This window comes from Ensifer adhaerens, from assembly GCF_000697965.2.
Classification (GTDB): Bacteria; Pseudomonadota; Alphaproteobacteria; order Rhizobiales; family Rhizobiaceae; genus Ensifer; species Ensifer adhaerens.
This window is the reverse complement of sequence record NZ_CP015880.1, coordinates 1,115,726-1,127,177: the sequence shown is the minus strand read 5'-3', so window position 1 is coordinate 1,127,177 and position 11,452 is coordinate 1,115,726. Positions and strand designations below refer to the sequence as shown.

Here is an 11,452-nt window from a genome sequence, read left to right as displayed (position 1 = left end):
AACTCTGAAAACACGAAAGGCCCGGAGCGATCCGGGCCTTTTCCTTTGGGCGGATGGCAGAAGGGACTTGCCCCTGCCTGCCTGTTCAGAGCGTCACGCCAGCCAACGCGCGATCCTGTCCATGGCCTCGACCATGTCGGCCTCGGCGCCGGCATAGGAGAAGCGCATCGTGCGGTGCCCTTCCAGCGGATCGAAGTCGAATCCCGGGGTTGCCGCGACGTTGATCTCGGCGAGCATCCGCTTGGCAAAGGCCATGCTGTCATTGGTAAAGCGGGTGACATCCGCATAGGCGTAGAAGGCACCGTCCATCGGCGAGGCGATCGAGAAGCCGATCTCCGGCAACCGCTTCATGAGCATGTCCCGGTTGGCGGCATAGGCGGCCTTGTAACGGTCGAGCTCCTCATGCGCGTTGAGCGCTGCTTCTGCCGCGATCTGCGAGAGCTCGGGCGGCGAGATGTAGAGGCTCTGGGCGATGCGCTCGAAGCCGCGCACCTTGTCAGCCGGCAGCACCATCCAGCCGATCCGCCAGCCGGTCATGCAATAGTATTTCGAGAAGGAGTTGATGACGATTACCTCGTCGGTCACCTCCAGCGCGCTTGCCTCTTCGCCGGCAAAGGTCAGTCCGTGATAGATCTCGTCGGAAATGAAGGCGATCGATTCGGCCCGGCAATAGTCAGCCAGCACCTTGATGCCCGCCCTACCCGTCACCGTTCCGGTCGGGTTGGCTGGGCTCGCCAAAAGCACGCCCTTCAATGGACGGCCTATTTTCGCAGCGGCACGCGAAAGACTTTCAGGCGTCAGAGTGAAGCCGGTCTCGGCATTGGCCTCGACCTCGACGACCGTCAGGCCAAGCGCTGCGAGGATGTTGCGATAGGCCGGATAGCCGGGCCTCGCGATCGCGACGCAATCGCCAGGATCGAAGAGGGCCAGGAAAGCGAGATTGAAGCCTGCGGATGAGCCGGTGGTGACCGCGACCCGCTGCGGATCGAGCGCGATGCCGTGGCGCTTTTCATAGTGCCGGGCGATTGCTGTGCGCAGCGACAAGGTGCCGAGCGCATCGGTATAGCCGAGCCGGCCATGTTCAAGCGCTTTGCGCGCCGCTTCAAGAGCTGCCTTCGGCGCCGGGTGGGCGGGCTGCCCGACGGCCATCGAAATCACCGGGTGGCCGGCATCCCGGCGACGGGTCGCCTCCGCCAGTACGTCCATCGCATGGAAAGGTTCGACGGCACTGCGTTTTGACAAATCTACCAACGGAAAATCCTCGATATGCGGCTGTTCTCCAGCCCTTTGCCCGATGAAAATGACCTTCACAAGTCCGCGAGTGCCGTATTTCCGCCGATTTTGCCGTTTCGTTTCCGCGGCACCCACCCTATGCTGCCGGCATATTGCGAATACGAGGAATCCTGTTGTCATTCAGAACAGCCGGTTGACCCGGCGACACGCGATGGACGACACACGGGATACGCAAGGACAACGAGGTAGAAATGAACTTCAGCACCAAGATGATTGCCGCCGGGACGCTCGCAGCGCTCGTAGCCGGGGTCAGCCTGCCCCAGAACGCATTCGCGCTCGACGCGAAGCAGAAGGAAGAGATCGGCGCCTTCATCAAGGAATACCTGATCGCCAATCCGGAGATCATGCTCGAGGTCCAGGAGGCGCTGACGACGAAACAGCGCGCCAAGCAGCAGGAAGCGGCGGAAAGCGCGATCACCGAGAACAACAAGGCGATCTTCAATTCCGACTACGACATGGTGCTCGGCAATCCCAAGGGCGACGTCACCGTTGTCGAGTTCTACGACTACAACTGCGGCTACTGCAAACGCGCGCTTTCCGACATGGACGACATCCTCGCCAAGGACAAGAACGTGCGCTTCGTGCTGAAGGAACTGCCGATCCTCGGACCGGATTCGCTGGCCGCCCACAAGGTGAGCGCCGCCTTCCGCCTGGTCGCTCCGGAAAAATACGGCGACTTCCACCGGGCGCTGCTCGGCGGGGAAGACCGCGCCACGGAGGAGACAGCGCTTGCAGTTGCCGCCAAGCTCGGCGTCTCCGAAAAGGACCTGCGCGCGAAAATGGAAAAGGAGCCGCATGATGCGGCCGTGCGCGAGGCCTACAGCCTTGCCAACGACCTCGGCATCACCGGAACGCCCTCCTACGTCATCGGCAACGAAGCGGTCTTCGGGGCCGTCGGCGCCGAGGAGATCGAGGGCAAGGTCGCCAATATGCGCGAATGCGGCAAGACCGCCTGCTGACAAACCTTCCCATGACTGTGGACAAATCCCGCTAGGGCCCAAAGGGCTTTTCCTCGCGGGACCATCAGTCTATAGGTAACCCTCCATGACCGGACCGGAATCCCTTATGCCATCGACCATTTTCGTGCTGAACGGCCCCAACCTGAATGCGCTGGGCAAGCGCGAGCCGGGTATTTATGGCGGCCAGACGCTGGCCGACATCGAGGCCATGTGCAAGGCAGAAGGCAAGGCGCTCGGATTCGACGTCGATTTCCGCCAGTCGAACCATGAGGGAATGCTGGTCGATTGGCTGCACGAGGCCGGCAACGTCGCCGCGGGCGTGGCAATCAACCCGGCCGCCTATGGCCACACGTCGATCGCGCTTCACGATGCCATCCGCGCCATCGGCATTCCGGTCGTCGAACTGCACCTCTCGAACATCCATGCGCGTGAGGAGTTCCGCCACAAGTCGATGATCGCACCCGCCGTCAAGGGCGTCATCTGCGGCTTCGGCGCCCAGAGTTACATTCTTGCGCTGCATGCGCTAAAGAACCTGACAAATCCGTCGAAATAAAAAGAACACAAGAGGCTCATATTCCATGGCTGACAAGAAACCAGGTATCGACCAGGCGCTGATCCGCGATCTCGCCAACATTCTCAAGGATACCGATCTGACCGAGATCGAAGTCGAGCAGGACGACCTGCGCATTCGCGTTTCGCGCAACGGCACGCCGGTTGCCATGCCGATGGCCATGCCGCAGATGCCGGCTTACCAGATGCCCGCCGCAGTGGCCGCTCCTGCAAACGCCGTTGCTGCTCCTGCCGCCGAGAGCGCCCGTGCATCGAAGAATGCCGTGACCGCACCGATGGTCGGCACTGCCTATCTGTCTCCCGCACCGGGAGCCCGCCCCTTCGTTGAAGTCGGCGCCACGGTCAAGGAAGGCCAGACGATCCTCATCATCGAAGCGATGAAGACAATGAACCAGATCCCGGCTCCGCGCTCGGGCAAGGTCACCGAAATCTTCGTCCAGGACGCAGCCCCCGTCGAATATGGCGAACCGCTGATCGTAATCGAATAAGGCGGCGCGGCGATGATCTCGAAAATTCTCATTGCCAATCGCGGCGAAATCGCCCTTCGCGTGCTTCGTGCCTGCAAGGAACTCGGCATCGCCACGGTCGCCGTTCATTCCACGGCCGACGCCGACGCCATGCATGTGCGCCTCGCCGACGAGAGCGTTTGCATCGGCCCGCCGCCCTCGCGCGATAGCTATCTGAACATTCACCAGATCGTCGCCGCCTGCGAAATCACCGGTGCCGACGCTGTGCATCCAGGCTACGGCTTCCTGTCGGAAAACGCCAAGTTCGCCGAAATCCTTGAAGCGCACGACATCACCTTCATCGGCCCGACGGCGGAACACATCCGCATCATGGGTGACAAGATCACCGCCAAGCAAACGGCGCAGGAACTTGGCATCCCGGTCGTTCCGGGCTCCGACGGCGAAGTAAAGCCGGAAAACGCCCTCGAAGTCGCCCGCAAGATCGGTTTCCCGGTCCTGATCAAGGCGACCGCCGGCGGCGGCGGCCGCGGCATGAAGGTCGCCCGCAGCGAGGCTGACCTCGAGGAAGCCGTTGCGACGGCCCGCACCGAAGCGCTTGCCGCTTTCGGCAACGACGCCGTCTACATGGAGAAGTACCTCTCCAAGCCGCGCCACATCGAAATCCAGATCGTCGGCGACGGCGCCGGCAATGCGGTGCATCTCGGTGAACGCGATTGCTCGCTGCAGCGTCGTCACCAGAAGGTCTGGGAAGAGGCAAACTCCCCGGCGCTCAACGTCGACCAGCGCATGAAGATCGGTCAGGTCTGCGCCGACGCCATGAAGAAGCTGAAGTATCGCGGCGCCGGCACGATCGAATTCCTCTACGAAAACGGCGAGTTCTATTTCATCGAAATGAACACCCGTCTTCAGGTCGAGCATCCGATCACCGAGGCGATCACCGGCATCGACCTGGTGCACGAGCAGATCCGCGTCGCCTCCGGCGGTGGCCTCTCGGTCCGGCAGGAAGACATCGTGTTCTCCGGCCACGCGATCGAGTGCCGCATCAATGCCGAAGACCCGCGCACCTTCGTCCCATCCCCGGGCACGATCACGCATTTCCATGCGCCGGGCGGTCTTGGCGTGCGCGTCGACTCGGGTGCCTATCAGGGCTACCGGATCCCGCCTTACTACGACAGCCTGATCGGCAAGCTGATCGTGCACGGCCGTACCCGCGTCGAATGCATGATGCGTCTGCGCCGCGTGCTTGACGAATTTGTCATCGACGGCATCAAGACGACGCTTCCGCTGTTCCAGGACCTGATCAATAATCAGGACATTGCCAACGGCGACTACGATATCCACTGGCTGGAGAAGCATCTGGCCGCCACGTCCGAGTAAGGACCTGACATTGAAGGGGACGCGCAGCAAGCAGCCCGATATTACGCCGGACATGCTGCTGCGCGCCTATTCGATCGGCCTCTTCCCGATGGCCGATTCGGCTGACGACCCGGAAATCTTCTGGGTCGAGCCGGAAATTCGCGGGGTGATCCCGCTCGCAGGCTTCCACACCTCTCGCAGCCTCGCCAAAACCATCCGCCGAAAGCCCTTCGACATCCGCTTCAACACCGCGTTCGAAGCGGTCATGGACGGCTGCGCTGCCCCTGCTCCCGACCGGCCAACCACCTGGATCAACAACAAGATCCGCACGCTCTACGCGACGCTGCATACGATGGGCTATGCCCACAGCGTCGAGGCGTGGGAAGGCGACCAACTGGTTGGCGGACTTTACGGCGTTTCGCTCGGCTCGGCCTTCTTCGGCGAAAGCATGTTTTCCAGACGCACCGACGCCTCGAAGATCTGCCTCGTCCATCTGGTCGAGCGACTGAAGGCGCGTGGCTTCGAACTGCTCGATACACAGTTCACCACCGAGCACCTGAAGTCGTTTGGTGCCATCGACGTGCCAAAGGCGGAATACGAAGTGCTTCTGGCGAACGCGATGTCGTCGCCCGACCTCGCCTTCTAACCAAGCCAAATCTCAAAGAATGGGAATACGCCGCCGCTCAGCGCTTCTGCGCGGTGTCCGGCGGCGGCAGGTCCGAGGTCGCCTTGCAGGACTGCAGCCAGACGTCATAGACCGGATGCTCGACGGCGTTCAGACCGGGGCTATCGGCAAACATCCAGCCGGTGAAGATGCGGCGGATCTTGCGGTCGAGTGTGATTTCCTCGACCTCGACGAAGGTCGTGATCTTCTGCGCTTCCGTGTCGTCACGGCTGTAGCAGACGCGCGGCGTGACCTGAAGGGCGCCGAACTGCACGGTCTCGCCGATGTAGACGTCGAAAGTAGTGATGCGGCCGGTGATCTTGTCGATGCCGGAGAACACGGCGACGGCGTTGGAAAGGCGGGCTGCGTCAACCGCTTCCGCAGATGCGACCAGCGGCAAGGCGGCAAGCAGGGACAAGCCCAAACGCCGCGTTCCTTGGCCGATTGCCTTGCGCAGATCAGAACCTGCCATAGTCGCCTGTCTCCCGCGTATCCTGTTCGTCATCGATGGATTTCAGGCGCTAACCATCAATTGTGGCCGCGCCATGATCGAGGAACCCATTCCGCGGTCCGTCGTCGTCACTGAGAACAGATTGTTCAGGAGCCGGGCGTCCAGGCGTCGTAGTCGCCGGTCACGCGGGGACGCTTGCCGGTGGCGGCAATCGAGCCTTGCGGGCGGTAGGCGTTGGCCGTTCCGGTCGGATTGACGCGGTGCGCCTTCTGCCATTCGCGCGGCGTGTACTTTTCATCAGCCGGAGAAACGTCGGTCCGGTGATGCATCCAGCCGTGCCAGCCGGCCGGAATGGCGGAGGCTTCGGCGTAGCCGTTGTAGATCACCCAGCGGCGGGTGCGGCCTTCGGAGTCCTTGCCGCCCTGGTAGTAGACATTACCGAGCTCGTCTTGACCGACCCGTTGACCGTGGCGCCAGGTGTGAAAGCGCGTTCCGATCGTCTGTTCGTTCCACCAGGTGAAAATCTGCAGCAGGAGCTTCATGGATGCCGTCCTTGACCGGCCGTTGGGAAGGCGGCCAGATACCAAAACAATGTTCCCGCTTATGCCCCGCCGCTCAGGGCTTGTCCAGTGATTCCGAGGCGGAGGCGGTCATTTCAACGGCAGCTGAAAGCCGAAGTGGCTGCGCGCAAAGCCGAGACGCTCGTAGAACCGATGCGCATCGGTGCGCACGGCGTTGGACGTGAGCCTTACCTTCTTTGCGCGCTTCTCCCGCGCCTCGCCGATCGCATGGCGCATCATGCGCTCACCGATCCCACGGCCGCGCATGTCCGCACGCGTCTGGACCGCTTCGACGATCAGGCTGGAGCTTCCACGCCCCGACAGAGACGTGTGCAGCGCGGTTTGAAAAGTACCGACGACCTGCCCTTCAAGAACCGCGACAAAGAGCGTCTGCAGCGTCGAGGCTTCAATCCGGTCGAAGGCAGCGGCGTAGTCCGCGAAGGCCTCGGGGTCGGTCGTGTCGCCGTGGCCGCCGAGCGGATCATTGGCGAAGAGCGCGACGATCGCTTCGAGGTCCTTACGCTCGGCCTTGCGGATCAAGAGTTCGGTCGCGTCCATGGTTTCCCCGCTCACATCGTTCATCGCCCGCGGATCAAACACCCGGAGGTAACGGCGCGATGACAGAGCCGTGCCTCTCAAGCTTATCCACAGGCATGCGAAACTTCAGGCAATCGGACGGATCGCCTAGCCGAGAAGCGGCTTTTCCAGAGCGATGGCCGGCAGACCGGACGGGTCGTCAACCGGGGTCTCGCCCACTTCGGCAAAGCCGTGCGCGCGATAGAAGGTGAGCGCGTGCAGGTTCTGCGGCTCGACCTCGACGCGCATGCGCTCGGCGTCCGGGAAGCAGGTTTCGAGTTCGGCGAAGATATCGCGACCGACGCCCTGGCGCTGGAACTTCGGAAGGACATAGAGCTGGTGCAGCACCACCGTCTTGGCTTGCGTGTCGGACATCGCCGCATAGCCCATGCCGCCCAGCTGCCTTCCATCGTCGGCAACAAGAAACTCGGCGTTCTTGCGCGCGAGCCGGGCTTTGAGCGCCGGCAGCGAATGCCAGCGCTCCGTGAGTTCGTTGACCTTCTCGACACCGTAGAAAGTGTCATAGGTCGCGTGCCACGTTTCGATCAGCAGAGCGCGAACCTTCTCCAGGTCGCGCTCGCTTGCCGTGCGCACGAAGAACATCGTTATTCCTCGATGCCGAGCTTGGCCTTGACGAGCGCCTGTACGGCCTGCGGATTGGCCTTGCCGCCGGTCGCCTTCATCACTTGGCCGACGAACCAGCCGGCGAGCGAAGGTTTGGCCTGCACCTTGGCGACCTGATCCGGGTTGGCGGCGATGATCTCGTCGACGGCCTTCTCGATGGCGCCGGTGTCGGTCACCTGCTTCATGCCGCGCGCTTCAACGATCTCGGCCGGGTCGCCGCCCTCGTTCCAGACGATCTCGAAGAGGTCCTTGGCGATCTTGCCGGAGATGGTCTCGGCCTTGATGAGATCGATGATGCCGCCGAGCTGTGCCGGGGAAACCGGAGTCTCTTCAATGGCTTTGCCGGCTTTGTTCAAGGCACCGAGCAGGTCGTTGATGACCCAGTTGGCGGCAATCTTGCCGTCACGCCCTTCGGCAACCGCCTCGAAATAATCGGCGATCGACTTTTCGGAGACGAGCACCGAGGCGTCATAGACCGAGAGGCCGAGGTCGCGCACGAAGCGCTCCTTCTTGTCGTCGGGCAGTTCCGGCAGGTCGGCCTTCAGCGCCTCGACGAAGGCGTCGTCGAACTCCAGTGGCAGCAGGTCCGGATCCGGGAAGTAGCGGTAGTCGTGCGCGTCTTCCTTGGAGCGCATCGAGCGGGTCTCGCCCTTGTTCGGGTCGAACAGGCGGGTCTCCTGGTCGATGCTGCCACCGTCCTCAAGAATGCCGATCTGGCGGCGTGCCTCGTATTCGATCGCCTGGCCGATGAAGCGGATCGAGTTGACGTTCTTGATTTCGCAGCGCGTGCCGAAGCCCTCGCCCGGACGACGCACGGAAACGTTGACGTCGGCGCGCATCGAGCCTTCGTCCATGTTGCCGTCGCACGTGCCGAGATAGCGCACGATCGAGCGCAGCTTCGTCATGTAGGCCTTGGCCTCATCCGACGAGCGCATGTCCGGCTTGGAGACAATCTCCATCAGCGCCACGCCCGAGCGGTTGAGGTCGACATAAGACATCGACGGATGCTGGTCGTGCATCGACTTTCCGGCATCCTGTTCCAGATGCAGGCGCTCGATGCCGATCTCGACATCCTCGAACTGGCCCTGACGATCCGGGCCGACCGAAATGATGATCTTGCCCTCGCCGACGATCGGATCCTTGAACTGCGAGATCTGATAGCCCTGCGGCAGGTCCGGATAGAAATAGTTCTTGCGGTCGAAGATCGAGCGATTGTTGATCGCGGCCTTGAGGCCGAGACCGGTGCGTACCGCCTGCTTCACGCATTCCTCGTTGATCACGGGCAGCATGCCGGGCATAGCGGCATCGACCAGCGAGACGTTCGCATTCGGCGCATTGCCGAACTCCGTCGATGCGCCCGAGAACAGCTTCGAATTGGAAAGCACCTGGGCATGGACTTCCATGCCGATGATGACTTCCCAGTCGCCAGTGGCGCCGGGGATGAAGCGTTTCGGATCGGGGGTGCGGACGTCGACAATGCTCATATCATGCTCTTCTTTGAAGCCTGAATTCTTGGTTTCTCGGTAGAACAATTGGTCCGCCGGTGCAAGTTGTTCGGCTGGATCAGAAGCGCCATATGCAATCTCATGCGGACGGCGAGCCTCTCTTAACCACCGTTTAGCGCCTATCGGCAAGACTTCGCTCATGTCCATCGGCCCTGCCCTGCTCTCGTTCGCAATTCTCATCAACTTGGCGGCCTTCGGGCTGTTCTGGTACGACAAGCAAGCGGCGCGCTCCGGCCGACGGCGGATCAGCGAGCGGACCCTGCTCACTCTCGCCTTTTTCGGCGGCAGCCCGGGAGCGATGACGGCGCGCCATATCTTCCGACACAAGACGCGTAAGGAACCCTTTCGCACGCGCCTCGCGTTGATCATCGTCTTGCAAGTGGCGCTGGCGGCCATTGGCACCCTGGCGTTGCAATGACACCTTGACGCGCGAACGACGGCCTTTTAGGAAGGCACCGTTCTATTGGAGTTTTTATGTTCCGTTCTTCGCCTGAGTCCCGGTAAAGCCCGTCCGCGTAATCCGCTTTGATTGCGCGCACGGGCCGGAAACGTCACCCCGCATCTTCAGTAATTTGCGGAACGTTTTCCTGCGTTCAAACGAACGCGATTCCGGAACATTCAGACAATGGACATCTCGCGCGCAGAACAGCGCATTCTTCATCATTTGGCCCAGGGCGGCCGCATCGAAATCACCCGCGACGACAAGGCGATCACCGAAATCCGGTGCTTCACCCGTGACGGCTGGGTCTATCCCGGCTTCGACCTCGAACTTTTCCGCAAATTGAAGCGGAAGAAGGCGATTTCATCGTCCGGCGGAAAACCCTACCGCATCACGGAACGCGGGCTGCAGCTCGTGCGCTCCGAACTTAACAACCGCTAGCGGCGAATACGAACGATACCGGGCATGCCAGCATGCCCGGTATCGTCAGATGCGCACTTTACTTTACGGAAAGTGACTTACGTTGCGTGAGCGCTCGACGGGGCAGCGCATTGCACGCGGTCACGGCCCGCAGCCTTCGCCTGGTAGAGCGCGCGGTCGGCCGCAAGCAGCAGGCCGTCGAGACCGGTGTCGCGGGTCATGACTTCGGCAGCGCCGATGCTGATGGTGACGGCGATCCTTCCGCCCTGCTCCAGATCGATATGGAGCGCGCGCACGGCCTCGAGCAGTCGCTCGGCGACCTTGAGCGCATCAGTCGGGGATTGCCGAACCAGCACAACGGCAAACTCTTCGCCGCCAAGCCGACCGACGAGATCCTCAAAACGCAGCGTCCCGCGAACGGCGCCTGCGACCGAGACCAGCACCTGATCGCCGACGGCGTGACCATAGGTGTCATTGATCGCCTTGAAGCGGTCGATGTCGAGCATCATTACCACCGTCCCGCCTTTTCGGGCGACCGGCGCTGCGATCAGCGCGGCCGCGCGCGCCATGAAGGTCGCGCGCGCCAGGCACTGGGTCAGAAAATCATAATCGACCGCATGGGACAGGCGCCCAATCAGCGCCCGTCGTGCGGCATCGACGCTGGCGACCGCCAGCGGGCAGAGCGCAAGAAGGGTCGTCCCCAGCCGGGTGGAGGTGAGCGTCTCCTCGGCAACGCCGCTGACGCCGAGATGCAGGGCGCCGGAGGCAACGGCAATCTGCGTCAACACACAGACGATCGCCGTCAGGATCGTCACCGGGAACAAGCCATAGCTGAGCGCGCACCACAAGAGTGCCGGCACCGGGAAAGCGAAAGCGCCTGGGCCGCCGATGACGAGCGCCGCAGCGCAGGACAAGACCAGGGAGACGAACGGCCAGACGGTTGCAGAAGCAGAGGCCGTTGAAACCGTCATTCTCGTGGCACGGGATCGCAAACCGTCTTCAGGAAGCGGCGCTGCCAGGAACACCGGGAGCAGAACCACATAATTGACCAGCTCGGTGGTGAGCCAGGCGACGAATGCGTCCGCGACGGGTTTGCCGAAGGACAGGTGAACCGCGACCGCTCCGACGAGCGAGGCGCCCATCGCCGCCAAGGAGGAGGCAGCGAACATGTAAAGGACCGAGCGCGCCCGGCGCAGGTGCCGATGCTCCGGCGAAAAGCGGCGATAGAGCAGGAATCCGATGACGACGCCGACCATGTTGGCCGCATTCAACGCCGCGGCTTCATAGAGATCCGCGCCGGTCACCAGGTCCGCAAGAACGTAGGCCAATGCCGCCGTCAGCCATCCAGCCGGGCTGGCGAGCGACGGTCTTCTGATCAGCAGGCCGAGCAGAATCGCATTTGCCGGCCAGATCGAAGCCAGCATGCCGACCGGGCGACTCAAGATGCCGAGCACGCAGGCGGTGAAGACGATCACGCCCAGGCCGGCAAGCCAAAACGAATGGTGGAAAGGTCTCAGAACCAACGGTCGCGGAACCGTTTTATCCAGCATCTGCAACAAGCGCCCCCC

At 62.2% G+C, this 11,452-nt stretch carries 14 protein-coding genes; 7 read left to right on the top strand and 7 right to left on the bottom strand.

Annotated features, from left to right (window positions below; all coding sequences use genetic code 11):
- Positions 1-93: 93 nt before the first annotated feature.
- On the bottom strand, positions 94-1,251 hold the full coding sequence (locus FA04_RS05340) for a pyridoxal phosphate-dependent aminotransferase (RefSeq protein ID WP_034795655.1): 1,158 nt from the start codon (positions 1,249-1,251) through the stop codon (positions 94-96).
- Between the two features lie 233 nt (positions 1,252-1,484).
- Here FA04_RS05340 and FA04_RS05335 point away from each other — a divergent pair, with 233 nt between their 5' ends.
- The 5 genes from FA04_RS05335 to aat all read left to right on the top strand — a co-directional run bounded on the left by FA04_RS05335 (position 1,485) and on the right by aat (position 5,291).
- Positions 1,485-2,252 (top strand): DsbA family protein, encoded by a 768-nt coding sequence (locus FA04_RS05335; RefSeq protein ID WP_034795449.1) that lies wholly within the window; start codon positions 1,485-1,487, stop codon positions 2,250-2,252.
- 106 nt (positions 2,253-2,358) lie between these two features.
- Positions 2,359-2,805: a type II 3-dehydroquinate dehydratase gene (gene aroQ / locus FA04_RS05330; RefSeq protein ID WP_034795448.1), complete on the top strand. Its 447-nt coding sequence runs from the start codon at positions 2,359-2,361 to the stop codon at positions 2,803-2,805.
- Between the two features lie 25 nt (positions 2,806-2,830).
- Positions 2,831-3,310 carry an acetyl-CoA carboxylase biotin carboxyl carrier protein gene (accB, locus tag FA04_RS05325; protein ID WP_034795447.1) on the top strand — a complete coding sequence of 160 codons (480 nt, stop codon included), beginning with the start codon at positions 2,831-2,833 and terminating at the stop codon, positions 3,308-3,310.
- A gap of 12 nt (positions 3,311-3,322) precedes the next feature.
- Positions 3,323-4,666: an acetyl-CoA carboxylase biotin carboxylase subunit gene (gene accC, locus FA04_RS05320; protein ID WP_034795446.1), complete on the top strand. Its 1,344-nt coding sequence runs from the start codon at positions 3,323-3,325 to the stop codon at positions 4,664-4,666.
- A gap of 10 nt (positions 4,667-4,676) precedes the next feature.
- Complete coding sequence (gene aat / locus FA04_RS05315; protein WP_034795444.1) at positions 4,677-5,291, top strand: leucyl/phenylalanyl-tRNA--protein transferase; 615 nt, start codon at positions 4,677-4,679, stop codon at positions 5,289-5,291.
- Positions 5,292-5,328: 37 nt separating this feature from the next.
- Here aat and FA04_RS05310 read toward each other — a convergent pair whose 3' ends face one another.
- From FA04_RS05310 to gatB, 5 genes are all read right to left on the bottom strand, one after another.
- A complete protein-coding gene (locus FA04_RS05310; protein WP_034795441.1) occupies positions 5,329-5,781 on the bottom strand; it encodes a DUF2155 domain-containing protein in 453 nt (150 codons plus the stop codon).
- Between the two features lie 125 nt (positions 5,782-5,906).
- On the bottom strand, positions 5,907-6,302 hold the full coding sequence (locus FA04_RS05305) for an NADH:ubiquinone oxidoreductase subunit NDUFA12 (RefSeq protein WP_034795438.1): 396 nt from the start codon (positions 6,300-6,302) through the stop codon (positions 5,907-5,909).
- Between the two features lie 108 nt (positions 6,303-6,410).
- Positions 6,411-6,902: a GNAT family N-acetyltransferase gene (locus FA04_RS05300; RefSeq protein ID WP_234798736.1), complete on the bottom strand. Its 492-nt coding sequence runs from the start codon at positions 6,900-6,902 to the stop codon at positions 6,411-6,413.
- A 102-nt stretch (positions 6,903-7,004) separates the two neighbouring features.
- Positions 7,005-7,499 (bottom strand): GNAT family N-acetyltransferase, encoded by a 495-nt coding sequence (locus FA04_RS05295; protein WP_034795435.1) that lies wholly within the window; start codon positions 7,497-7,499, stop codon positions 7,005-7,007.
- A gap of 2 nt (positions 7,500-7,501) precedes the next feature.
- Positions 7,502-9,004, bottom strand: coding sequence for an Asp-tRNA(Asn)/Glu-tRNA(Gln) amidotransferase subunit GatB (gatB, locus tag FA04_RS05290; protein WP_034795650.1), 1,503 nt, complete (start codon positions 9,002-9,004; stop codon positions 7,502-7,504).
- 160 nt (positions 9,005-9,164) lie between these two features.
- On the opposite strand from gatB, the gene FA04_RS05285 reads away from it, so the two are divergent.
- Together FA04_RS05285 and FA04_RS05280 are read left to right on the top strand one after the other, a co-directional pair.
- Positions 9,165-9,443, top strand: coding sequence for a DUF1294 domain-containing protein (locus tag FA04_RS05285; protein WP_034795432.1), 279 nt, complete (start codon positions 9,165-9,167; stop codon positions 9,441-9,443).
- A gap of 207 nt (positions 9,444-9,650) precedes the next feature.
- Positions 9,651-9,905 (top strand): YjhX family toxin, encoded by a 255-nt coding sequence (locus FA04_RS05280; protein ID WP_034795416.1) that lies wholly within the window; start codon positions 9,651-9,653, stop codon positions 9,903-9,905.
- Between the two features lie 77 nt (positions 9,906-9,982).
- On the opposite strand, the gene FA04_RS05275 is transcribed toward FA04_RS05280, so the two are convergent.
- The gene (locus tag FA04_RS05275; RefSeq protein ID WP_082572948.1) at positions 9,983-11,434 is read right to left on the bottom strand and encodes a GGDEF domain-containing protein; all 1,452 of its coding nucleotides are present in this window, start codon (positions 11,432-11,434) and stop codon (positions 9,983-9,985) included.
- Positions 11,435-11,452: the final 18 nt, after the last annotated feature.

Coding starts and splice junctions, on each gene's coding strand:
- FA04_RS05335 (WP_034795449.1), top strand. CDS start 1,485: ATGAACTTCAGCACCAAGATGATTGCCGCCGGGACGCTCGCAGCGCTC.
- aroQ (WP_034795448.1), top strand. CDS start 2,359: ATGCCATCGACCATTTTCGTGCTGAACGGCCCCAACCTGAATGCGCTG.
- accB (WP_034795447.1), top strand. CDS start 2,831: ATGGCTGACAAGAAACCAGGTATCGACCAGGCGCTGATCCGCGATCTC.
- accC (WP_034795446.1), top strand. CDS start 3,323: ATGATCTCGAAAATTCTCATTGCCAATCGCGGCGAAATCGCCCTTCGC.
- FA04_RS05310 (WP_034795441.1), bottom strand. CDS start 5,781: ATGGCAGGTTCTGATCTGCGCAAGGCAATCGGCCAAGGAACGCGGCGT.
- FA04_RS05305 (WP_034795438.1), bottom strand. CDS start 6,302: ATGAAGCTCCTGCTGCAGATTTTCACCTGGTGGAACGAACAGACGATC.
- FA04_RS05300 (WP_234798736.1), bottom strand. CDS start 6,902: ATGAACGATGTGAGCGGGGAAACCATGGACGCGACCGAACTCTTGATC.
- FA04_RS05295 (WP_034795435.1), bottom strand. CDS start 7,499: ATGTTCTTCGTGCGCACGGCAAGCGAGCGCGACCTGGAGAAGGTTCGC.
- gatB (WP_034795650.1), bottom strand. CDS start 9,004: ATGAGCATTGTCGACGTCCGCACCCCCGATCCGAAACGCTTCATCCCC.
- FA04_RS05285 (WP_034795432.1), top strand. CDS start 9,165: ATGTCCATCGGCCCTGCCCTGCTCTCGTTCGCAATTCTCATCAACTTG.
- FA04_RS05280 (WP_034795416.1), top strand. CDS start 9,651: ATGGACATCTCGCGCGCAGAACAGCGCATTCTTCATCATTTGGCCCAG.
- FA04_RS05275 (WP_082572948.1), bottom strand. CDS start 11,434: ATGCTGGATAAAACGGTTCCGCGACCGTTGGTTCTGAGACCTTTCCAC.